Source organism: Ferrimicrobium sp., from assembly GCF_027319265.1.
In the GTDB taxonomy this organism is placed as follows: Bacteria; Actinomycetota; Acidimicrobiia; order Acidimicrobiales; family Acidimicrobiaceae; genus Ferrimicrobium.
This window is the reverse complement of sequence record NZ_DAHVNP010000014.1, coordinates 1-22,761: the sequence shown is the minus strand read 5'-3', so window position 1 is coordinate 22,761 and position 22,761 is coordinate 1. Positions and strand designations below refer to the sequence as shown.

The following is a 22,761-nucleotide window of genomic DNA, read 5'->3' as shown; positions in this document are numbered from 1 at the left end:
ACGAATGTCTCTCGTTGCCTACCGCCCTTGTGGACTATCGTAGGGTGGCGAAGTGACGCTTCCCGTTGGGGTCCACACGCGGCGGAACATTGGTTGGTCGTCATGCCCAATGTTGCGAGTTCTCCGTGCCTAGGGTAGCGCTGTTGCGCTCTTGATGGAGAACGGTGATCGATAGAGACAGGTATCACAGTTGGTGCGAACATCTCCTCCGATCGCCTCTTGGACGCGTAGCCAGAGCGCATCGATGACGAGCGGATGGGGACCAAGTTCTTCGCTGATGGCAACCGTCTTGTGGTGGGCCGTTGCCCAGGCCAGCGCCTGGCTCGCGATGCGGTCCAGGAGAACGCCATGAAAAAGAAAATAGGGCGCAACGACGACGGACTGGGCGCCGAGTCGGGCCAAGGTCTCGAGTCCTGTGGTGACATCAGGCGGAGCCAAAGAGACAAAGGCGGTGTGTGTCGTTGGGTATCCTCGGCTCTCGCTCAAGAGTCGAGTGATGGCGTGGAGTTCGGCGTTGGCGCTGGGGTCGCTAGCGCCACGCCCAACGACAAGAATGGCCTCTGCAGCCTCATCAACCCCATCGATACATTGATTGAGACGGATGATCAGCTCGGCTGTTGTGCCAAGATCTGAGGCCAAGTGGACACTGAGTTGGGGCCACTGGCGGCGGGCGTAGTGGGTGAGTTCGGCGGCATCGTCTTTTAAGTGCCCCGCTGGCAGGAGCACAACGGGTGCGATGATGAGCTCATCGATCCCCTTAGCGGCGATCTCGTCGACGGCTTCGAACATCGTGGGCTGGGCGAGCTCGATGAATCCCCCGGTCACCGGCCCGTCAAAGCGCTGCGCAGCCAGCGCGACAAGTTCGTGGAACTGTGCTTGCCCCTTCGCTGATTTGGTGCCATGTCCCATCAGCATCAGTCCTCTAGTGGTCAAGTCGGTACTCTCCTTGCGATAGTAGGGCCAGTGCATTAAGGGTTGCAGCTGCCATCGGCGACCCTCCACGGCGCGAGGTATTGGTGAGGTGGGTGATCCCGGAGCGGATGAGATCCTGCTTTGATTCCACGGCATCGACGAATCCGACCGGCATGCCGACGACGACGAGTGGCACGGTCTCGCTGGCGTGTTCGAGGACCGCTCTCAACGCCGTGGGAGCGGAGCCAACAGCGACGATCGGCATCTGTTCGGTCATCGTAGCCAAGAGTGCCGCCATCCCGCTGTGCGATCGAGTCTCATTGGTGCTCCTCAGTTGTTGAGCAGCTTGGATCGCGATCGAGGGGTTGAGCTTAGCAACCCCAGCCGCTAACATGGCGACGTCGACCACGATTGGGACGTGGTGGTTGAGCCCCCAGATCGCTCGCTCGATCGCCTCATCGTTGATAACGAGTTCGTGGATGATCTCGGTATCGCCGGTCGCATGAATGATACGGGCAGCGATCTCAGCACCTTGGCGACTGAGATGGGAAAAGTCGACTTCACGTTGAATCCTAGCGAAGCTCTCCAGTTCGATACTCGAGACGGTCATCGAATGCCAGCCTCTGACTCGGTGTCGAGGTGAATGCGCCAATCGATGGCTCCGACCGGGCAGATCTCTACACACTCGCGGTGCGCTTCACATCGTAGGGCAGACCAACGTGGGTGTCTTGGGTGCGGTTTGAGCGCGTGCGTTGGGCAGGTGACGATACAGGCACCGCAGCCGGTGCAGGCGTCGGTAATCGTAATCATGGAGCACCTTGGTGGCCAGGTGTGGGCTGATAGCCACGCGGGGTATAGAGGTAACCATGGTTGGTGGCGGTAGTGGTGGCGCCGATGATGACGATCGTCTCCATGTCAATCGTCTCAAGGTCGATCTCAGCGAGGCTGGTGACCGTGAGGGTCGCGCCTGAACGTTCAACGCGGGTGGCCACGAGCACCGGCGTGCTCTGCTGGCGGTATTGGGCGATAATCGACAATGCCTTCTCAAGCTGCCATGTGCGCTGCTTGGACCGTGGATTATAGAACGCAATGACGAAGTCAGCCTTGGCAGCTGCCTCGACACGGGCCTCGATGGCACTCCATGGGGTCAGAAGGTCGGAGAGTGAGATCATCGCGTGGTCGTGTCCAACGATCGCACCGGCCTTTGATGAGGCGGCGTAGGCGGCCGTGACGCCTGGGATGATGTGCAGAGTCAGGTCCTCGGCGAGACGTTCGATGACGAGTTGTGCCATGGCGTAGACAGCCGGGTCGCCGGAGGTGACGAGGGCAACATGATTCCCGCGCGACGCGAGGGCGATCGCTTCCCCGACGCGCTCGATCTCCTGGCCGATCGGGTAGGGTCGGACTACCTGTGCGCGCTCGACGATGGGCTCGATCAGCTCAAGATAGCGGCTAAAACCCACGAGGAACTGGGCAGACCGGAGCGCGCCTAGGGCACGTGGTGTGAGCAGGTCCAAGGATCCTGGTCCAAGTCCAACAACCGAGAGTGATCCGCGTAGCCTTTGTCGGCGTGCAACGGCGACCGTGACTCGGTCGGCCCTGACCTTCTCGACCACAAGGGAGGCACCATCGCCGCTAGCGAGCAGCGCTGCTGCTTCGGCCACCGAGTGGGTTCCGACAGATTTGTAGACGACAGATGAGGGATGCACTGTTTCGACCGCATCGAGTTGATCTGCCGAGAAACCGATGAGCTCCCGATGGAGCCCGAGGAGCGCAGGGTGGTTTAGTCGTCGATCGATGGTCGCCACGCGATCGATGGCATAAGGGTCAAGGCCAGCGTTCTGGAGCGTTGTCTCGATGAGTTCGTCGATCTCGGTCACGGTCGCATCACTGGAACATCCCACGCCCACGGTGAGGGTCGGCGCGGTAGCTCGAAGATCACCGAGACTCTCGTCCCTCATTCGGTCGCTGATGACGACCTTCAATGGATTGTTGCCTTCATGAGCGAGTGCCAAAATGGCATCGGGCAGGAACAAATCGGTTGGGTTCACGAGTACAAGGCCATCGCCATGGTTGATCCTCGCCTGTAGTCCGGCTGGTACGTGACCGAAGTGCACCCGGGGTGTCTGATCAAGCGCGACCGTATCGTAGATCGAGGATGCAGTGGTAATGACTGCCGTTGCCCCGAGATGATGGGCGACTAGGCGCGCCAGTTGTTCGCCGCCGTGATGAGCTCCCGCGAGAACGGTTGCAAAACGCATCCCCTCGTCGATGGCGACGACGGCCGGATCAGTGTCCTTTGAGGAGAGCGTCGTTGCGAGAGCGCGCACAACGATGGGGTAGGCGGCGACGACAACGACTTGGTTATGATCGCGTAAGGCCTCGGTGAGGTCTGCGAAGCTCGCGAAGCCGTGTTGACGAAATCCAAGCTTGTCAGCGAGTCCGGTTGGAGGGAGGCCTAACGCTACGACGATGCCCTCGGTGCGTCTGGAGAGAGCCATTATCGCCATGCGAGGTAGATCGGAGTCTGGGGTACCAACCGAGTGCCATCTGGACCTAGGGTTTTGCCGTGAGCCACCTGGATCAGCGACACGTTGCCGAGCAGGCGTTCGGCGGATCCAGCGCGATGAAGGTCGGCAAAGGTTGCGACCACTGGTGCCGCGGGTCCGAGGAGACCAAGCGCATGTCGCAAGGCGTCAAGGCCACCCCCACCGACAATTGCGGCGTCAAAGTTCTTCGAGATCGTCTCCACTGGCTGCTCAGACACTGTGGTCCGATAGCCTAGTGTCTTCGCATTGGCTCTTGCCATGACGGCACGGTCATGTTTGGGCTCGAGCTGGGTGAGTTCGATGTCAGGGCGCAGCCGCAACAGCGTCAACCCCAAGGTGCCGCTGCCGGCACCGACCTCGATGACGTGTGCTCTGATCGGTAGCCGGTCTGGGTCCAGGCGGGCGATAGCGGCGAGACGAACCTCAAGTTTGGTGAAGTTCGTGCCATCGGTTGCGAGCTGATCCTCACGAAAAATGCTCGCCTCACCCGTTGTGTAGTCGATGAGCATCTCCATCGTGGGTTCGCCGATCTCGATGAAGGCGACCGCTGGTGAACCCGAACGCCAGTGCAGGGCCTCAGCCGGTGTCAGTTTGGTGATCGTCTCGTCATCGGACGCAAGGTCAGTGGCGATGGTGATCGACACGGTCGCTGGGTGGTCGCTGAGCCGTTCGATGAGCGGGTCAAGGAACGTGTTGGGTGGGATGAGAAGCGCGATTGCTGCGTTTGGTCGGCTTGCTAGGAGAATTCCTGCTCGTTGCAGGGCTTCGTGGTGGTCTCTGCCGACGAGAGAAACAACACTGAGATCGTCCCAAGGGCGTCCAAGTCGAGCAGCGAGAGTCGCCACTGCACTGGGCCCTGGAAGGACGCGGAGTGGATGCTCCGGTAAAGCTCGTCGGAGCGTCTTTGTGAGGCCAAAGAAGTTGGGGTCGCCACTGGCGATGACGGTACACGCATCGGCGTGTGCAGCGATGGCGCGAATCGTGGTGCTCAGCGGGGATGTAAAGTCCACGATCGTCGACGATGGGCAGAGGGTTTGGAGCGGCTCGTGGAGTTCGGACCGAGCGAAGATCGTGCGCGACGCCTGGAGAGCACGGAGCTGGTCGCCCGAGAGCGAATCGATGCGGTTTCCCAACCAGCCGATGAGAGTGATCACGGTGCCAGTCTATGAGCGGCGACGACCTCCAGGGAGTCAAAGTCCACCATCAGCACCTCGATCGGGATGCGGCTACCTGCCGCCTCGAAACAGGTCGCTGCCGCCAACTCTGTCAAGGCAATGAGGGGTCGCAGGTCCCCCTCACGTTGGCAGCACTCGTAGAAGTGCCGAGCGGTAGCGGTCGCCGTCGCGGCAGCGATCAGCGTTTCGCTGGCTCCGGCATCCCGGGCAACTGTTTCGAGCAACTTGGTATCGACGTTTGCGCGATGAAAATGGGTCATGAGTAGACCCTGAGCAAGTTTGGCGACCTTGCCAGCCATACCTACCCAGGTGATGCGCTCAGGCTGATGGGAGGCTGCTCGCTTGATGGCGACGCCGGTGTAGTCACCCACTTCGACGATGGCGACGGGGTCGAGTTGAGGGAAGATTCTGCCCGCTGCACTCTCCGTTCGGGAACCGGTGACGAGCACGATGTGTGATTGTCCATTCGCTGCCGCCACGTCGATCTGTTGGACGATGCTGGCGCGATAGGCGGCGGTCGAGAAGGGTTTGACGATGCCCGTTGTGCCGAGGATCGAGATCCCACCGAGAATACCAAGGCGATCGTTGGTGGTGGCCAGTGCCATCTCTTGGCCGCCGGGTACTGAGATGGTGACCTCGATGCCATGCTCGGTAACCGAGCGAACCGCTTCGGTGATCATGCGACGTGGAACGGGGTTGATCGCTGGGCCGCCGACAGGAAGACCGAGTCCGTCTTTGGTGACGGTACCGACTCCTGACCCACCCTGGATGAGGACCTCATCCCCGTCGATCAGTCGCACGGAAGCGGTGATGTGGGCACCGTTTGTGCAGTCCGGGTCGTCCCCCGCATCTTTGATCACCACCGCCCTGCCAGCTTCATCGACTTCGACGTCAAAGGTGACAAGTTGGCCCTTGGGCAGACGAATCTCTACGGAAGTGGGTACATGACCCGTGAGCGCACCAACCGTCGCCGCCTTCGCTGCCGCCGCAGCACAGGACCCCGTCGTGAAGCCCGAACGCAGTCGTTCGGTCAAGTCAGCGCACCGACCGATTGGCTCGTCGCTTTGCTCGCCCAGCGGTGGTCCCTGGGTTCGATCGCGACCGGAAACGGTGGGAGAAGGCAGGAGAATAGAGGTGCGATCGACGAATGTTGGTGGTGGTGAGGACATCGCCTACGAGCAGAAGGAGCGTCCTCTTGGCCCCCAATTCGGTGACTGTCGTGACGAGATCACCGATGGTGGTCATCGCAACCTGTTCGTCGGGCCAAGTCGCTCGGACGATGACCGCAACGGGGGTAGCGGCACTGAACTTCGACCCTTCGGCGAGAAGCTCTTCGGCGACGCGCTCTGGGTGGGCTCCGGAGAGTAGCACAGCGATCGTCCCACCGAGCTGTGCATAGCCAGCGAGTGATTCGCTCGCTGGCATGGACGCCGACGTGCGTCTAGCGACCCGTGTCGTCACGACGGATTGAGAAACCTCAGGGATCGTTAGTTCTCGGCCGACCGCTGCTGCTGCTGCCGAGATCGAGGTGACACCGGGAACGATCTCGAAGGGTCGCTCATGGTGTTCACACCAGCTGATCTGTTCCTGGATGGCGCCGTAGATGGATGGATCACCCGAATGAAGACGCACGATACGTGCATCTGGGTGCTGCTCGAAGACGAGCAGCACGTCCTCAAGGGTCATCTCTGCCGAGTCCATACAGATTGCCTCGCTACTGGCCCAGGCTAACATCTCTTCTGGAATCAGCGACGAAGCCCAGATGATGATGTCTGCCTCGCGCAGCCGCGCTTGACCGCGAAGCGTAATGAGATCCGGCGCGCCTGGACCCGCCCCAACAAAGCTTATGAACTCCATTATCTCATCCTACTCGTAGGGTCGACCCATCGATGAGAGCGATGGTCACGCGATTGGCGTTGGTGCCGTGCCGCAACGGCAACGAGTCGAGCGGCAAGCCCCTCGTTGGCACCGAGATGCCAGTGGAGGTAGCTTGAGAGCAATGCCGAGCGCAGGTAGCCAGCTTGCCACTGCCCGCGTGCAGTGGTAAGCGTCAACCCCGTGCCTTCCGGCGTTGAGGTAGCGTAGTGAAACTCATGGGCCGGGAGTTCATCGCCGTTGGCGATGAGAAATGCGTCGGACGCACGGGCGCGCACCAGTCGATAACCCAGGGTCAGATGGGAGGAGATGGTTGAGGCAAAGGGAAGGATTCCCGCCATTTTGCTGTCTTCGAGCCGAGTCCCGAGCACGAGGTGTCCGCCGCACTCGGCGATGAGTGGTCGATGTGTGGCTGCTGCTTGGCGTAGGGCACCCAAGAACGGTTCGTTGGCGGCGAGCTCTTCTCGGTAGTTCTCGGGGTACCCACCGTGTAGCCAGATAAGTCCCGCTTCCTCGGGAATCGACGCAAAGCGTGGGTCAAAACCGACGATGTCGGCTCCAGCCTCTCGAAGGCGTTCGAGATTCTCTGGATAGATAAAACTGGCGGCTGGACCCTCCGAGTAGGCGATGACGGGGCGTGGCAGCGACGAATCCTGCCCTGGGAAGAGGTTGCTGCAAGGACTGGAGGCTGGGCTAGGGATGATCGGTGCCGCGAGGTGAACGATCCGTTCGAGGTTGAGAAAGCCTTTGACCGCCTCACCAAGAGCGTCGATCCATCCGCGTGTGCTCTCGGGTGCTTCTTCGGCAGTCAGCAGTCCGAGATGGCGAGCGCGTCGTTCAGGAAGGCCGCCATGGGGGATGACGCCCAGTACTTCGATACCCCGAAGAGCCAAGGCCTCGCGGACAAACGCCTCGTGCGTGGCGCTCTTGGTGTGGTTAAGGATGACGCCAGCGATGCGGACATCGGGATCGAATGAGCGATAGCCATGAGCGATAGCTGCGACGGATTGTGAAAGATGCGCACAATCGATGATCAGTAAGACTGGCAGAGCGGTCTGCTTGGCGACTTGAGCAGTAGAGCCAAGCGGTGAGGGCTTGGAAGCCTGGTGTTGCGTGGGGAGGTCGGTCCCATCGAAGAGCCCCATAACCCCTTCGACGAGCACGAGGTCCATGTTGCGCGCGGCTCTTGCGAGACTCGCCTTGACCCCAGCTGCTCCGGTGAGCACGGGATCGAGGTTATAACTTGGGCGCGCGATCGCCAACGCGTGGAGATGAGGATCGATATAGTCGGGACCAACCTTGGCGGCACCGACACGCGTCCGTTCACCCAGGGCAGCGAGGAGGCCAAGCGTGATCGAGGTCTTGCCGACTCCGGAGGCGGTACCAGCGATGATGATCCCACGGGTGCTCAGTACTCGATCCCCTTCTTGGCCTTGATCCCCTGATCATAGGCGTGCTTGATCTTGCGCATCTCGGTGACCGTGTCGGCGACGGCGATCAAACCCTCCGTTGCCCCACGACCGGTGATGACGATGTTGGTGCGAGCTGGCCGGTTCTGCAGGGTCTCCAGCACGGGAGCCTCCTCGATCCATCCATAGGTGATGGCGTAGGTGAGTTCATCGAGAATAATCAGGTCATAGGCGTTCGCGTCGATCTTGGTTTTGGCGAGTTGCCATGCTTGCTTGCCAAGCTCGGCAGTAGTGACTAAATCATCGGACTCCCAGGTGAAGCCGTCGCCGAGGGTATGAAACTCGATTCCTAGTTGATCGGCGAGCTTGCGCTCTCCAGTCTTCCACTTGCCGCCCTTCACAAACTGGATGACAACGACGTTCCAGCCCCGGGCCCAGCCCCGGCTCATGACTCCGAAGGCGGCCGATGACTTGCCTTTGCCCTCTCCAGTGTTGACTAAGAGGCGTGAGCTTCGTTCCATAGCTCCACAGCCTAGGTCCGATGCACGCGCCTAGGTTCTGTTGGCTATTGATTCATCCCATCGATGCGACGACGAAGGGGCCCGTCGTTCACCGGACCGTTCCACTCACCTCTCCCAACTGGAGGCGACCGCCGTTCGGAGAAGGTGCACTCGCTCGGATAACGACCGTGTCCCCATCCTCGAGGAAGCTACGGTTGGTTCCGTCGCTGAGGGTGAGTGGCCTCGTGCCGCCGTCGGTGAGTTCGATCAGGGAGCCGAACTGATCGCGAGCTGGACCGGAGACGGTGCCCGAGGCAAATAGGTCGCCAACGCGCACATCGGCCCCGTTGACGGTTTGGTGGGCGAGTTGTTGACCCGGTGTCCAGTAGGTGCTGGCGAATGGTGGGCGAGAAAGGACTGACCCGTTGAGTTCGATCGCAAGATCGAGAGCAAGATTCCATGGGTCGTTATCGATGAGATAGGGTGCGGGGGTCGGATCCTGTGCGGTCGGCGTGGTGCGTGCCTGTGCCAGTGCCTCGAGTGGTGTGACCCACGCACTGATGCTGGTGAGGAAGGACTTGCCGAGAAAGGGGCCGAGTGGGACAGACTCGAAGCTCTGGATGTCACGCGCACTCCAGTCGTTGACCAACACAACGCCAGCGACGTAGTCAAAAAACTCGGAGGTGGTGATGCTCGTGCCAAGCCGTGAAGCTCTTCCGATGACAAAACCTACTTCGGCCTCGATGTCGAGCCGGGTGGAGGGGCCAAAGACTGGCTCCCCGTCGATGAGTCGCAGACCCTGGGGGCGGCACAGTGGTGTGCCACTGACAACGACGGTGGAACTACGGCCGTGGTAGCCAATCGGCAGATGGCGCCAGTTTGGTGTGAGTGGATCGCCATTAGGCCGAAAGAGACGACCAAGGTTGGTCGCATGGTGGAGAGATGAATAAAAATCGACGTAGTTGGTGATGGCGATCGGGAGGCCAAGTTGCACCCCAGCAACAGGTTGCAGAGCAGCGACCATGCGACGATCGCTTGGATCTCCGGTGAGCAGGTCTGCAACCCGTTCTCGAAGCATAGCCATCGTCTCGTGCCCTAGGCCCAAGAGGGCATTGAGGTGTTGATCGTGGAGCACATGGGGTTCGAGCCCAAGGTCGAACCCGTCATCGGCGAGTTGAGCGAGATCGAGGGCGTGGTTGTCGATTCGGGTGACCACGTGACCCTCATTGGGTTTGGCACCCAGCGCGATTCCGAGCGGTAGGTGATCGATTCCAAAACCATTCATTGGATCAAGGTCAAGGTCGTAGGCCATAGGGAACCTATCCTAGCCAGGACAGTGGCCGGCGTCGAAGTTGAGAAGGAGCGGAGGAGAAGACTACGATAGGGAGTTGTCGAGGGGAGGTAGAGGATGCCGTTTTACCAACGCATGGGCGAGACCCCACGCAAACGCCACCAAGTGCTTCGAGGAGCGGATGGTGCGCTGGTCGCCGAAGAGCTGATGGGGAATGAGGGTTTTGCTGCGGAGTCGGCGCTGCTCTATCACGTAGGGATGCCGACCGCGATCGTCGATGCAGAGGCGCTCATGACTGATGAGGAGGAACTCTTCCCCAATACTCCTCTGCTCCCTCGGCACTACCTGACCCCCAAGTTGGGGAGCCAACCACCACCCGCTCCGCTTGGACGCCATCTTCTCTTGGGCAACCGTGATGTTCGACTCTCCTATGGCATCGTAGAGCAGCCAACGCCGTTGTATCGCAACGCGATGGGAGACGAGTGCCTCTTTGTGCAGGCCGGACGGGGGCATGTGGAGACGGTTTTTGGACGTCTCGAGGTACGAGAACGCGATTATGTTGTGATCCCGGCGTCGTGCACCTATCGCGTGGTTCCCGAGGGTGATCGTTGCATGGAGCTGCTGGTGATTGAGGCGAGCGGCCACATCGAGTTTCCAAGTCGCTACCTCTCCAAACGAGGACAACTGCTCGAGTCTGCACCCTTCTCGGAGCGCGACCTTCGGACACCGAGTGAACTCTGTCTTGTCGATGGCGACGATGTGGAGGTGTTGGTAAAAACCCGAGCCGCCCTCACCCGTTACGTCTATGCGCACCACCCCTTCGATGTCATCGGTTGGGACGGTTGTCTCTATCCCTTTGTCTTTAACATGGAGGACTTCGAGCCGATCGTGAAGCGTTTCCACGCGCCACCACCCGTGCATCAGACCTTCGAAGGCCCAGGCTTTGTCATCTGCAGCTTTGCCCCACGTCCTTTTGATTTCGATCCAGAGAGTATCCCCGTGCCCTACAACCACGCCAATGTCGACAGCGACGAGGTGCTCTTCTATGTTGATGGAGATTTTATGTCACGCAAAGGGTCGGGCATTGAGGCCGGTTCGATCTCCTTGCATCCGGCCGGATTCATCCACGGACCCCAACCTGGATCGGTCGAGGCGGCGCTTGGGAAGCCGGGAACGAAGGAGTGGGCGGTCATGGTCGACACTTTTGCTCCCCTCGAACTCGGACTAGCGAGCGCAGCGATTGAAGACCCGAACTACCCCTGGTCATGGTCGAAGCGACACGGAGCGACCGAGTTGGCATCCCCGGATACCTAGAGGGTGGGCGGCCTTGGATGCCGCCGTCGTCGATGACGTCACTGTCGGTGTCGGCGTCGGCCGAGAGAAGAGCATGTCGAGTGCGGGTCAAGATAGTTGTGAATAATGAGAGGTGATGAGATGACCAGTAAACCATTTGCATCGTCAGCGGATCTCAGTCCGAAACAGGAGAGATTTGAGACGATCGTTCCCGGGGTCTTTGCAATGAGTGCGCAAGGGGACCCCAACGTTGGAGCTATCGAGGGTGAGGATTTCCTCGTCTGCATTGAGGCGCGCGCGACGCCAGTTGCAGCCCGCCGCTGGCTCGAGCGACTGCGCGAGGTGACGACCAAACCTGTGCGGTATTTGGTGCTATCGCACTATCATGCGGTGCGCGTCCTTGGGGCTTCCGCCTTTGCGGCAACCGCCATCGTCGCTCACCAGAATACGGCCGAGCTCATTGCGGAGCGTGGACGCCGGGATTGGGAGAGCGAGTTCGCAAGGATGCCGCGCCTTTTTGAAGAACCGGACTCTATTCCGAGTCTCACCCACCCGACGATGACCTTTGCGGATCGTTTAACGATTGAGCTTGGCCCACGTTATGGGCACATCGAGCTGTTCTACCTTGGACGGGGACACACGCGCGGCGACATCGTCGTCTGGCATCCAGAGAGCAAGACACTCTTCGCTGGGGATCTGGTGGAGGCAGAGGCCGCGCTCTATACCGGCGATGCCTATCACCAGGAGTGGGCAAGTACCACACTTGACAATGTCGCTGCCCTTGGCGCAGAGCACCTGGTCGGTGGCAGGGGTAAGGTCGTTCACGGTCAAGCTGAGGTTCAAGCCGCCATCGAGCAATCGCGGATGTTCCTGGTGACGCTGCTGAGTCAGACAAAGCAAGTGGTTGACCGTGGGGGGAGTCTGAAGGAGGCCTTCGAGGCGTGTTACCAAGCACTCAACCCCGTCTATGGGCAATGGCCGATCTTTGAACACACGATACCCTTTGATGTGGCCCGTGTCTTTGACGAGTTGCGAGGGGTTGAGCACCCGGTGATCTGGACGGCGATAAGGGATCGTGAGGTATGGGACCAACTACAGAGCTGACCCCTGATATCGTCGTCATCGGGGGAGGCCCGGTGGGGCAGACTGCAGCCCTGCTGTGTGCACAGTGGGGATTACGGGTCAAGATCCTCGAGGCACAACCACAGCGGAATCGCGTGGGGTCTCGTGCTATTTGCCAGCAGCGTGAAGTGCTCGACACCTGGGATGCGATCGGGGCTGGGGTCTTGGCGCGTCGTGGCATTACCTGGTCGACTAGTCGCACGTACTACCAGGGTAAAGAGATTTTTGCCGTTGAACTCAAGGATCGTGGCTCCTCGCTTCTTCCTCCTTTCGTCAATGTCTCGCAGGCCGAAGTCGAAGAGGTGCTCCTCGGCCTTATCGAGGTACATCCATTGATTGAGATAGAGGGCGGCGCCACCGTTCAAAAGATCACTAGCGACGATCACGGTGTGGTGATGGAGGTTGCCACCGAGCAAGGAACTCAGCTCATCAAGAGTCGATTCGCTATTGCCTGTTGCGGGCTCCACTCCGAGCATCTACGCGAGCAACTCGGAGTCGATTTTCCAGGCCACTCCTTTGACGATCTTTTCTTGATCTGTGACATCAAGGCTGACCTAGCTGACCAGCGAGGTGAGCGTCGGTTTCACTTTGATCCAGACTGGAACCGGGGCCGTCAGGTTCTGATTCATGAACAACCCGACAGTATATGGCGTATCGACTGGCAGGTCCCCGAGGATTTTGATCTATGCCAGGAGGAGGCTTCAGGTGGACTCGATGCCCGTATCCACGAGATCGTTGGCCAACAGCCATACCAGTTGGCGTGGAGATCGGTCTATCGCTTTCAAGGTCGGGTAGCCTCGCGGTTCCGTGTTGGTTCTGTCTTTTTGGCGGGAGATTTTGCGCATGTCTTTGCTCCTTTTGGGGCTCGAGGCCTCAACAGCGGAGTTCACGATGTTGAGAATCTTGCATGGAAGCTTGCGATGGTAGTGCGTGGGTTCGCTGATCGGCGGCTGCTCGACTCCTACGAGCTTGAACGCCGCGCGGCCGCTCTGGAGAACCTGGAGGTGACATCAGCGACGATGCGATTTCTGGTTCCCCAGACCGATGCGGATCGACAGCGAAGGGTGCATCTGCTCCAAGCTGCAGCCGCAGGGGCGGCTGATGCGATCGCCAACGTCGATTCGGGTCGGCTCTATGAACCCTTCTGGTATGTGGATTCGCCGTTGACGACGCCATCGCCAGATCGTCAGTTTCGTGGTCGTCCCCAGCGGGGATTGCCGGTCGATCCAGTTCCGGGTACCGTACTTCCCGATCAAGAAATTCAGGTTCCCTTTGGATCATCCCATCGTGGGGAGCCACACCAGCGCTTACGTCAACTGGTCCACCATGGCTTCACCGTCCTCAGTGAGGATCTAAGCGAGGTGAAGATCCCCAAGGAGGTGCCGATCGCCGTTGCCGATCTCAGTGCTATCGATCCAAGCCGTACCCTTCGGCGCGCGCTGGATCTTGGCGAAAAGCCGGTGCATATCGTGATTCGCCCAGATGGACATATCGCCGCCATGGTCGAGAAGGCCGATCAGGTTCCTCTGGCGCTTGAGCGATCCCTTGGCAAGATAGGGCAGTGATCTCCTCACTGGTGGAACTTCACGCTGGTTTGGCGGTGGAGTGGTGGCGTCTCGGGGTGTTAGTCTGACTCCCAGATAGCCATATCATGGGCAAAGACGGCTCTCCGTGGATCGAAACCCTCGACGAGTGCCATCCAAGGTGGTATCGGTGCAACTTCTTCACCTTCATGGTGTAAGGCCTGTTGAGCGAGATGAGCACTCGTAAACTCCGACGCAAAGTCTGTAGCTTGACCAGCGATGAGCAACGTTCCATCTTCGCATTCAGCCACGAGCGACTGGTGACCAACACTGTGTCCAGGCGTCGGAACGAGGGTGAGACCCGTCGCGATCTCAGCCCTACCATCGATCACCTCGTAGCACACACCGGGGAAGTCAATGAGTGCCTCCATCGTGTAGTCCGGTCCGCGTGCGCATTGGAGTTCACTCGCTTGCACCCACACGCGACGTTGTCCAAAGAGTGGGTTTGCACCGCAGTGATCGAAGTGGAGGTGGCTGTTCGCGATGATATCGATGTCAGCGAGCGTGCAGCCGACGCCGTGGAGTGCTGACTCTAGGGAGATGCGACGTGGTCGATAGTGTGCCTCGGTCTCAGGATCGACGGCACCGATCCCCGTGTCAAAGAGCATCGTGATGTCGGGGTGGCAGAGGAGATAGGCAAAGACTGGCTCGACCCTGGGCGCTCCGTTTGCTGTCTCACTTCCTGGTCGCACCACATAACCCATGTCAAGCCGGTGGATGTCACTTTGATGGAGTGGTCCCTTCATTGGCCTTACTATAGCCGTCGTTCGCTCCGTGGGTACGTAGGCTGAGGAGAGGGCTCGCGTTTTCGCTTGAGGGTCGATAGGAGTGGTTGCCGGACCATCAACCAGGTGGCTTATCGAAGCTGGTACTTTGGGTTGCGTAGAGATGGGTCATGAGTGCCAAGGAGGCATCATGAATCGCTGAAGATGAGGAGGCCTTAGTGTGAAGATCGTCGCACTTGCAACGTTGCAAGAGCATTTTGCTCAGTTGACGAACCGTGTCCCTCGTGTGGTGGCAAGCGGCAACTTCGCCACACCACAGCAGCTATTGGAGGCCTTTGATCAGGCGGTGCCCCAGTATCGCTTATTTATCTTGAACCCACAGGGAAGCATTCCCGACCGGCCTGGCGTGACCTACGAGAGCCCCTTTCTTGGGCCAGCTATCCGTGACGCTGGCTTGCGGCTCGAATATCTTCCTATGCGCCTGTCGTTGGTTCCGCGACTCCTGGGTTCGTTCATGAGGCCGGAGGTGACGCTCATTCACGTCTCGAGGCAGCGCGGTGATCATGTCTCACTTGGGACAGAGGTGAACATCTTGCCCGCGGCGATCGAACAGACTCGTAGAAATGGTGGCCTGGTGGTGGCCCAGATCAACGAGACGATGCCCTACACCTATGGCGATAGTGAATTGTCGGTCGATCTCATCGATTTTGCCTTCTTCGGTGACCAGGCGTTGACGAGCCCGGAGGACCTACCCCGTGACTCCATGACCGAGACCACGATCGCCTCGTTCGTGACCGAGCTCATCGAGGACGGCTCGACACTACAACTGGGGATTGGTGCGATTCCTAACGCCGTTGCTGCCCAGCTGACGAGCGCCCATGGATTGCGGATCTGGTCAGAGATGATCAGCGATGGTGTGCTTAATCTGGAGCGCGTCGGTGCGCTCGATGCTGAGCATCCGCTGGTGGCCTCCTTTCTCTTTGGATCGAGGGAACTCTATGGCTGGTGTGATACGAATCCGCGTCTTCGACTCGTGCGCACAGAGATCGTCAATGATCCGTCAATCATCGCCCAACAGCCCCGTATGACTGCGATCAACTCAGCGTTTCAGGTCGATCTCTTCGCCCAGGCCAATGCCAACTTTATTAATGGGCGGTTCTACTCTGGCATCGGTGGACAGGCCGATTTCACCGTCGGAGCACTCCATGCCGTCGATGGCCATTCGATCATCGCCCTTCCTTCTTGGCATGAGAAAAGTCAAGGTTCGACTGTGCTTGAGCGGCTCGAAGGGCCCGTGACCTCCTTCCAGCATTCGGCGATCATCTCGGAGCAGGGCAGGGCGATGTTGTTCGGTCGCTCTTCCCGGGCTCAAGCCATGGCGATCGCCGGCCAGGTCGCCCATCCAAAGGTCAGGTCGGAACTCCAAGAGGTGGTAGAACGAAGCCATCTCGCCTAGTCCATCGCGCTTAGTTGGGCTCGCCTCTTCCACGGCTTTCGCTCCTCACCAACCACCGAGTTGTCGGTAGATGTCCATCGCCGAGGAGTTTTTCGGCGCTGGTGATGCCTGGATGCGATGGGTCCGCACCCCGTTATCGATCACTTCTGGCCGGAGGCTTATCCCGTAAGCACCGAGTTCACGTGCCACGCTGGGGTAATGAGTGACCACAATGGTGGTGATGCCGCGAGTCGTGAGTTCGGCGACGACGGTGGTGACAATGGCTGATGCCTCCATTTCATTCGTCGAGGCCAGTGGTTCGTTCATGAGGAGGAGCCCGCCGGCCGAGAGGCTTGCGATGGTAGCCGCAAGGCGGGCCAACTCGCTCTGGAGCCGTCCCTGTCGTAGTTCGCGATCCTCATCTTCGGGGAAGAAGGTGCGAAGACCGCTGCGCATGCTTGCACGAAACTGCTCGGCGGTGACAAAACTACCGGCTTGCATCATGACGATGGCGATAGCGGTTCCCTGCAGCCAGGTGGTCTTACCACCTGAGTTAGCTCCGCTGATCACGATTGGTTCAGCGATCTCATCAAGAAAGTCATTCGGCGTTGGGCGTTGTCCCGAGCGCAAAGCGAGGGTGGGTTCGATGAGTTCACAGAAGCTGAGCTGCCACGGTTGGTCTGTTGGCTCAGGGAAGCAGATCGGTACGCCTATCGTGCTGAGGTGGTCACGCAAGTTCAGGCTGCCAACAAGCCACGCAAGGTCGTCGCGAAGCGCCACGAAGAATCTGACGATCGTATCGAGTCCATGCGCTAACGCCACACCGATCTGACCGAGGGCAAGGTTGCGGAGCTCTCGGAGGGTCTCGCTCCCGGCTTGATCACGTGGGGCGATCTCGATGCGATGCTTGGATGTAAGGGAGAGTGCCAAGCGATCTCTCCATCCGCGACCTTCGAAGGGAGCCTCGATGATGAGGTCAGGGCTCGTTAGGTTGCCAGGACCTAGTCCAGCACGTGTCACCAAACCGTGCTCAAATCTAAGCCGTTCGAGCTCGGTTTCGAGCGAGTTTAGGTAGGCGCTGTCAAAGTTGTCGCCAATGGTTGTGAACAGAAGTTGTAATCCGTGTGATGCGACGTCACCGTCTGGTTCTTCTATCCGTTGTGCGAGAGACCTCAAGTCCGCGAGGAGGAGTGCCAGGATCTCGCGGGAACGAAGAAGCTGCGAGATCGGGGTTTGGGGCCGTGTTGCATAGGCGGTGCGCCGTTCCATCTGGGCGCCGTGCTGTGCGATCCGGGCGAGATCGCGGACCAACTGTGGGTGGGCGATCGCATCGGTGATGAGCTCTTGGCGCCATCGAATGATTGATGTATCCGTTGTCGCGTGGACGAAAACCGCCTTCGCAACTCTGGCGATATCGGCATCACCCGCGGCCATGGCGTCGATGATCATTGGGAATCCCAGGTCTTCGAGGGTCCGATCGTCGGTGAACGGTACCGAAGGTTCCGTCGTCCCCGGTGGCCAAAGCAGATGTAGTTCAATCATTCGGGACACCAGTGATTAATCCATATTGAGCAGCGAGTTCAAGGGCGAGTGCCCGTCCTTGTGGGGGCCGACGCTCGAGTCGGAAGCTCCGTTCAAGCGTCGCTTCGTCGCTGAGCGCCACCAGTGATACGACACCCGGCGCCTGTGCGGCAAGCGCTTCAACAAAGGTCACGATGATACAGCGAACCTGTTTTTGTTGACAACGTTCGATGAGCAAGCGACCGAGGATGACTGCGTCGTCAACACTGGTGGAGCTAAAGACTTCGTTGGCAAGGAGCAGTGCTTGTGCTGCCGCATCACGAAGAAAGTGCTGCAGGTTGATGATCTCCTCCTCGAGTCGCCCGGTCATCCGATCTGCGACTTCCTGTTCCGAGAAGATGGTAGCAACACTCGGCGGTGGAGTGAGCTGGGCAACCGAGGCTCCAACAGGCAGTCCTAACGCAGTGACGAGGTAGAGTTGGCCGATAGAGCGCGTGTAGGTTGTCTTGCCCCCATTGTTGGGTCCCGTGATGACCGTGATCAACTCGTCGTTATCGAGATGCCACTGATTAGTGACTGGCACCGTGTGGTTCCGGAGTAGATCATGCGCGAGTGCAAGATCGTAGATCTGTTCAGCGTGCTCTTGGCCAATTCCACGATTCAGCTTTGGCACAACCCAAGGCAAGCCGGCACCCTCAAAAGCAAGGATCTCTTCGATCCAAGCGAGATAGAAGACCAGTTCACGCTCTATTGATGCAACCCAAGTCGGCAGAAAGGTTTGGTGGGCATTGGCAAAGGTACTGAGGTGGGCGAACTGATCTGGGAAGATCCGTCCAAGGATGACCAGAATGCGATCATCGACGTGCGTAGTTGAACGACGAGTAGCTGAGGTGGTCATGCCCTGTGCATTGCTGTCGCCAAACCGAGCGAAAAGACGCAGAAGATGATCGCGATAGCCGTCCGTCCGTGCCCCACCTTCGCTACGCTCAACGGTGATCGCATTGTCTTCGAGGAGGAGTTGATAGCTAATACTCTCGAGCTCGGATGCCACCGATTCAGCGTCCCGAGAGAGTTGCAGAAAGTCATTCGTTTGGCTCAGTATCAACAGCGCATCTTGGAGTCCCTTTAGCCCTGCTGACCTCCAGGATGTAGCGCCTAGGTGAGCAATAACTGATTCGATACCCCGTGTGTAGGTCAAGACAGCGTCGAGCAACCATCGGTCTCTTCCGCTGGGTTGGCGGGCTCGCTCCGCCGCTTCTAGCTGCAACTCGACGCGCTCGAGACACTCGCAGAAGGCGAGGATCGGTAACCGATTATCGGCAACGAGGAGATCGCTGGCAACGTCTTGACGATAGCGAATAGTAGTAAGGTTCTGAGGCAATGTGGTGAAGTAAGGGAGGAGATCAAAGGGTTCGAGCCCCTTGTCGATGGCTGCGAAGAGGCGGTCGAGTGCGAGGTCGGTCAGGACAAAATCGTCAATGGCGCGACCGATTTCAGCCGTGGGGTTCACCAGACTCTCCGGAGCTTTGATAGCATCAGACTCTGCTAATTGATGGCTGACCAACTGACTCGTCACCCAGCTGGTGCCGGGGTCACGTCGGATCATTTCTCGCAGATACACCTTTGACAAGAGACACTCCTTTCGTTCTATGTCGCTGTCACAGGAGTCATCAGTCGGAGACCATCGGCGAACTCCATCACCGATGGCAATCCTAATGGGTTGGCGGCCGAGCGTTGGCGAAGGAGGGTAACGGACCACTGTGGCGTGCTTAGGGCGGCGAATCGCGATAACTTGGTAGAGGATTGTTGAGGGCCAAAAGTCGGTCAGGAGGGTGGTGCTGATGGCATCGGTAGAGGTGGAGAATGATGGGTCTGTCCGGATCATAACCATCAATCGACCTGAACGGAGGAACGCGATCGACTATGCGACGGCGGAACGCCTACAGGAGGCATTCACTGCCTTCGATGGTGATCGTGATGCTCACGTTGCGGTGCTTGCCGGAGCGGGGGGAACCTTCTGTTCCGGAGCAGACCTTGTGGCACTTGCAGAGGGTTCCACTAATCGACTCCAAGAGGATGGCCATGGCCCGCTCGGTCCGACCCGTATGCAGATGCACAAGCCGACGGTCGCTGTCATCGACGGTTACGCCGTTGCCGGTGGTCTCGAACTGGCGCTCTGGTGTGATTTGCGGGTGATGGAGGCGGATGCGATCGCCGGAGTCTTCTGTCGGCGTTTTGGCGTGCCGTTGGTCGATGGGGGTACGGTGAGACTACCTCGTATCGTTGGCCTTGGTAGAGCTCTGGATCTGATCCTCACCGGTCGGGGAGTCGGTGCTGAGGAGGCGCTCGCGATGGGGCTCGTCAGTCGGGTAGTTCCCACTGGACAAGGACGTGCCATGGCTATCGCCTTAGCACAGGAAATCGCAAGATTCCCGCAGGTCTGTCTCGTCAATGATCGGGCATCAACCTATGAAGGTCTCGAGATCGCATTCGAAGAGGCATTGCGTAACGAGTATCACCATGGTCGAGTCTCCCTTGCGGCTGATGGTCAGGAGGGGGCGAGACACTTCAGGGCCGGTAAGGGGCGTCATGGAGCATTCGATCACTAGCATCCGTCGTGTCAGGATGCATTCGGATAGTTTGGTAGCTGATAATTAACCCACCTGGTGCATTTGGTGGGGATCGAATGCCCTGGTCGCCTAGGATCGGTAATGATGTCAGACGAAATTGAGCAACGTTGTTCGGATCGGGACCGCGACGAAGTGGCGTGTCAACTCAGGGAAGCGTTATCGGCTGGACGCTTGGACCATAACGAGTGCTCTGATCGCTTGGATGCCGTATTTGCCGCAAGGACGATAGGTGAATTGACGTCAGTCCTCAAAGACTTACCAACTAATCTCGAAAACGGATCAAGCGCAGTTGGCACCAAGCTCGCACTTTCGCTCTTTGGTCACCAGTCTATTGTACCCGTGTATGCCAGGACAATTGTGATCTCTTGTTTCGGCAGATCAAAGGTTGATCTAACTGTACTACCTCAATTAGCTAGACGGCGAATTATTGCTGTCTCGCTTTTTGGGTCGACAAGCATCCTACTCGGTCCGGAGCAACGTGCTCGGCTTGATGGAGTCGCTATATTTGGCAGAAAACATACGAGCAAGCATGCTCGTACACAGGGTTCATCGGCTACTGTTGAGATTAGTTGTCTCTCAGTTATGGGCTCAGTCGTTGTGTCTGGAAGGCGGAGATAGGAGATTCTCTTGATGGATGGTTCGACGCGCGCATGGGTCGTACCTTGGTTGAACCATAACAGAGGAGCCCTAGCTCGACATAAATGTGAGCAGACACTGGACAACAACCAAGGAGAGCAACCGGCTCGATCTCCTCGGCCGTATGTCGTGTAGTTGCACACCGACGACACAGAGGATGCGCGGTCATAACAGAGGTGTCCTTCGGTGCTCTCAGCAGAAGAAATTGAAATAAGGACGAGTTCTCAGATGATCTGAACTACGTCGCGACAACGACAAACTACTTGTTGTCATTGGTCAGACCAGAGATGATATACAACGTCTCGCAAACAGGTTTGATGGTTATCTCAACTGAGCCTACAACCTCTCAAGAGGAGTAGAACCTCATCTTCTGGGTGCGCACAATTCAATCGCAAGGAGGCAATTCTCGGCTCATCAGATATGCATTTCAACCAGTCAATCTTCCACCCTCGCAGGGGTTGGCATATTTCACAGGGATACCTGGTCAACGTTTTGTGACCTCTACCGACTGCGCACACACAGGGTTTGGGGCTACGCGCTCGGAAAGTCTCTACAAAAAATGTACGAGGTATTCATCAGTTTAATATCCAAAACGCTAACTTCCGGCCGTCTAAGGACCCTCTTTCATCTCCTCTTCAGTTGGTCGGTTGATCCAGACCTCGGTATTGAGGGTGGGTGGGGTTGGAATCTTTCTCACAAAGCGCTCGGGGTGGGTTTCATAGGCGTCACGTAGCACCTCGGCTCTTCGTTCGGTGATTACCTCGGCGTAGCCCTCATGGACATCAGCGGGCGTCATGAGCCCAAGGCCTGCGTGATGGTGTTCGTACTGGTACCAGGTGAAGAAGCGTTCAAAGAAGCTCCTCGCCTCCTCGAGGCTGCCAAAGCGTTCCGGGAAGTCTCCTCGGTACTTGAGCGTCTTGAACTGGGCTTCGGAGAAGGGGTTATCATTTGACGTATGGGGACGAGAGTGGCTCTTTTGTACCCCAAGGTTGGCGAGGAACTCAGCGACGCTATGAGAGGCCATAGAGGCTCCATTATCAGCATGGATCGTCAACTGGTTGGGATCGACTCCCTCTCTTGCAATTGCCTCACCCATGAGCTCTTTGGCTAGATCGCTACTCTCGTGATCCTCTATCCTCCAGCCAACGATCGATCTCGAGTAGATGTCTAAGATCACATAGAGCTGGTAGTAGTTCCCCTTGGTGGGACCTTTGAGCTTAGAAATGTCCCACGACCACACCTGCCCTGGTCCCGTGGCTAAGAGTTCAGGCTTGACCCTGGCGGGATGAGTTGCCTGGCGTCTCCTCTCTCGTGTTTCACCAGCCTCTGCCAAGATCCGATAGATCGTGGGTACTGAGGCCAGATAGATCCCCTCATCAAGGAGCGTGGCATAGATCTCTCTGACCGATACGTCACAGAAGCGCTCCGAGTGACAGACCTCGAGAATGTGTTCTCGCTCGGCATCACTCAACCTTCTGGGACTGGGCCTCTTCGGCTTTGGTTCCCTGACCGGGGGATCGACCAGGTAGTAATAGCTTGAGCGGGCGATCCCAAGACACCGACAGGCAGCGACAAGACCGATGATCTCGGTCAGTTCTCCTACCCCCTCGACAATGGCTGCGTTTGCTCTCTTTGATCCTCGGCGCTCCCTAGCGAGAGCTCTTCTAGCAGCGCCGAGAGTTTTCCCTGGACTTCAATGACCCTTCGAGACTTTTCCAGCTCAGAGCGAAGTCTCTCATTCTCGTGTTCGAGTTCTCTGACCCGGGCTCGGAGAGGATTAGCCTTTGGTCCGCGTTTGCGCGAGAGCGCCTCTGCACTCTGTTGGTCAATCACCCGACGCCATTCGGTGATCTGGGACGAGAAGAGTCCCTCTCGTCGTAAGAGCTCACCCTTTCCTCCCTGAGGGCAAGCATCGTACTCTTTTAAGATCCTCGCCTTGTAGCTCGGGGAGAGTACCCGTCTTGTTGCCTTGGGTGGGACCGTCACCTCTTGGGTTGTCTTGTCTTGCACCGTTTCATCGTAGGTAGCCATTCCAACATCTCTGCCTTCTCGCCCTCATTGATTTATTTTTTTAACCGCGCACACACTGATACTGAGACCTAGGG

General features: G+C 58.4%; 22 protein-coding genes. 7 read left to right on the top strand and 15 right to left on the bottom strand.

Annotation, left to right across the window (positions count from 1 at the left end; translation table 11 throughout):
- Nucleotides 1-129: 129 nt before the first annotated feature.
- Genes M7439_RS01300 through M7439_RS01270 form a run of 8 tightly spaced genes read right to left on the bottom strand, consistent with a single transcriptional unit; the run spans nt 130 to nt 7,866 of the window.
- Nucleotides 130-933, bottom strand: a complete 804-nt coding sequence (locus M7439_RS01300; protein ID WP_298345824.1) for a sirohydrochlorin chelatase — start codon at nt 931-933, stop codon at nt 130-132.
- Complete coding sequence (locus tag M7439_RS01295) at nt 923-1,522, bottom strand: precorrin-8X methylmutase (RefSeq protein ID WP_298345827.1); 600 nt, start codon at nt 1,520-1,522, stop codon at nt 923-925. Before M7439_RS01295 ends, M7439_RS01300 begins: the two co-directional genes overlap by 11 nt.
- Complete coding sequence (locus tag M7439_RS12920; protein WP_366525187.1) at nt 1,519-1,722, bottom strand: 4Fe-4S binding protein; 204 nt, start codon at nt 1,720-1,722, stop codon at nt 1,519-1,521. Before M7439_RS12920 ends, M7439_RS01295 begins: the two co-directional genes overlap by 4 nt.
- Nucleotides 1,719-3,413 carry a precorrin-3B C(17)-methyltransferase gene (gene cobJ, locus M7439_RS01290; protein WP_308464348.1) on the bottom strand — a complete coding sequence of 565 codons (1,695 nt, stop codon included), beginning with the start codon at nt 3,411-3,413 and terminating at the stop codon, nt 1,719-1,721. Before cobJ ends, M7439_RS12920 begins: the two co-directional genes overlap by 4 nt.
- Nucleotides 3,413-4,615: a precorrin-6y C5,15-methyltransferase (decarboxylating) subunit CbiE gene (gene cbiE / locus M7439_RS01285; protein ID WP_298345835.1), complete on the bottom strand. Its 1,203-nt coding sequence runs from the start codon at nt 4,613-4,615 to the stop codon at nt 3,413-3,415. Before cbiE ends, cobJ begins: the two co-directional genes overlap by 1 nt.
- Nucleotides 4,612-5,670 carry a cobalt-precorrin-5B (C(1))-methyltransferase gene (locus M7439_RS01280; protein WP_298345838.1) on the bottom strand — a complete coding sequence of 353 codons (1,059 nt, stop codon included), beginning with the start codon at nt 5,668-5,670 and terminating at the stop codon, nt 4,612-4,614. The genes cbiE and M7439_RS01280 overlap by 4 nt, the downstream gene beginning before the upstream one ends.
- Before the next feature lies 1 nt (nt 5,671).
- Entirely contained in the window at nt 5,672-6,493 is an 822-nt protein-coding gene (cobM, locus tag M7439_RS01275; RefSeq protein WP_298345841.1) for a precorrin-4 C(11)-methyltransferase, read from the bottom strand.
- Complete coding sequence (locus M7439_RS01270) at nt 6,493-7,866, bottom strand: cobyrinate a,c-diamide synthase (protein WP_298345927.1); 1,374 nt, start codon at nt 7,864-7,866, stop codon at nt 6,493-6,495. Before M7439_RS01270 ends, cobM begins: the two co-directional genes overlap by 1 nt.
- On the opposite strand from M7439_RS01270, the gene M7439_RS01265 reads away from it, so the two are divergent.
- The gene (locus M7439_RS01265) at nt 7,783-7,956 is read left to right on the top strand and encodes a hypothetical protein (protein WP_298345844.1); all 174 of its coding nucleotides are present in this window, start codon (nt 7,783-7,785) and stop codon (nt 7,954-7,956) included. The two genes, M7439_RS01270 and M7439_RS01265, sit on opposite strands and share 84 nt — an antisense overlap.
- Here M7439_RS01265 and cobO read toward each other — a convergent pair.
- Together cobO and M7439_RS01255 are read right to left on the bottom strand one after the other, a co-directional pair.
- A complete protein-coding gene (gene cobO, locus M7439_RS01260) occupies nt 7,920-8,441 on the bottom strand; it encodes a cob(I)yrinic acid a,c-diamide adenosyltransferase (RefSeq protein ID WP_298345846.1) in 522 nt (173 codons plus the stop codon). The two genes, M7439_RS01265 and cobO, sit on opposite strands and share 37 nt — an antisense overlap.
- Before the next feature lie 88 nt (nt 8,442-8,529).
- Nucleotides 8,530-9,732 (bottom strand): fumarylacetoacetate hydrolase family protein, encoded by a 1,203-nt coding sequence (locus tag M7439_RS01255; RefSeq protein ID WP_298345849.1) that lies wholly within the window; start codon nt 9,730-9,732, stop codon nt 8,530-8,532.
- 96 nt (nt 9,733-9,828) lie between these two features.
- Here M7439_RS01255 and M7439_RS01250 point away from each other — a divergent pair, with 96 nt between their 5' ends.
- From M7439_RS01250 to M7439_RS01240, 3 genes are all read left to right on the top strand, one after another.
- Entirely contained in the window at nt 9,829-11,025 is a 1,197-nt protein-coding gene (locus M7439_RS01250) for a homogentisate 1,2-dioxygenase (protein WP_298345852.1), read from the top strand.
- A gap of 120 nt (nt 11,026-11,145) precedes the next feature.
- Nucleotides 11,146-12,108: an MBL fold metallo-hydrolase gene (locus M7439_RS01245; protein ID WP_298345854.1), complete on the top strand. Its 963-nt coding sequence runs from the start codon at nt 11,146-11,148 to the stop codon at nt 12,106-12,108.
- Nucleotides 12,087-13,691, top strand: a complete 1,605-nt coding sequence (locus M7439_RS01240; RefSeq protein ID WP_298345856.1) for an FAD-dependent monooxygenase — start codon at nt 12,087-12,089, stop codon at nt 13,689-13,691. Before M7439_RS01245 ends, M7439_RS01240 begins: the two co-directional genes overlap by 22 nt.
- A 59-nt stretch (nt 13,692-13,750) precedes the next feature.
- Here M7439_RS01240 and M7439_RS01235 read toward each other — a convergent pair whose 3' ends face one another.
- Nucleotides 13,751-14,455, bottom strand: a complete 705-nt coding sequence (locus tag M7439_RS01235) for an MBL fold metallo-hydrolase (RefSeq protein ID WP_298345859.1) — start codon at nt 14,453-14,455, stop codon at nt 13,751-13,753.
- A gap of 199 nt (nt 14,456-14,654) precedes the next feature.
- On the opposite strand from M7439_RS01235, the gene M7439_RS01230 reads away from it, so the two are divergent.
- Nucleotides 14,655-15,890, top strand: coding sequence for an acetyl-CoA hydrolase/transferase family protein (locus tag M7439_RS01230; protein WP_298345862.1), 1,236 nt, complete (start codon nt 14,655-14,657; stop codon nt 15,888-15,890).
- A 45-nt stretch (nt 15,891-15,935) separates the two neighbouring features.
- On the opposite strand, the gene M7439_RS01225 is transcribed toward M7439_RS01230, so the two are convergent.
- Nucleotides 15,936-17,411, bottom strand: coding sequence for a hypothetical protein (locus M7439_RS01225; protein ID WP_298345865.1), 1,476 nt, complete (start codon nt 17,409-17,411; stop codon nt 15,936-15,938).
- A complete protein-coding gene (locus tag M7439_RS01220; RefSeq protein ID WP_298345929.1) occupies nt 17,404-19,011 on the bottom strand; it encodes a hypothetical protein in 1,608 nt (535 codons plus the stop codon). Before M7439_RS01220 ends, M7439_RS01225 begins: the two co-directional genes overlap by 8 nt.
- A 220-nt stretch (nt 19,012-19,231) precedes the next feature.
- Here M7439_RS01220 and M7439_RS01215 point away from each other — a divergent pair, with 220 nt between their 5' ends.
- Together M7439_RS01215 and M7439_RS12915 are read left to right on the top strand one after the other, a co-directional pair.
- Nucleotides 19,232-19,999, top strand: coding sequence for a crotonase/enoyl-CoA hydratase family protein (locus tag M7439_RS01215; RefSeq protein WP_298345867.1), 768 nt, complete (start codon nt 19,232-19,234; stop codon nt 19,997-19,999).
- 102 nt (nt 20,000-20,101) lie between these two features.
- Nucleotides 20,102-20,638 carry a DUF1707 domain-containing protein gene (locus tag M7439_RS12915; RefSeq protein WP_369076391.1) on the top strand — a complete coding sequence of 179 codons (537 nt, stop codon included), beginning with the start codon at nt 20,102-20,104 and terminating at the stop codon, nt 20,636-20,638.
- Between the two features lie 628 nt (nt 20,639-21,266).
- Here M7439_RS12915 and M7439_RS01210 read toward each other — a convergent pair.
- Both M7439_RS01210 and M7439_RS01205 read right to left on the bottom strand, forming a co-directional pair.
- Complete coding sequence (locus M7439_RS01210; RefSeq protein WP_308464351.1) at nt 21,267-22,271, bottom strand: IS3 family transposase; 1,005 nt, start codon at nt 22,269-22,271, stop codon at nt 21,267-21,269.
- A complete protein-coding gene (locus tag M7439_RS01205) occupies nt 22,256-22,687 on the bottom strand; it encodes a hypothetical protein (RefSeq protein WP_308464347.1) in 432 nt (143 codons plus the stop codon). The genes M7439_RS01210 and M7439_RS01205 overlap by 16 nt, the downstream gene beginning before the upstream one ends.
- Between the last annotated feature and the right edge of the window lie 74 nt (nt 22,688-22,761).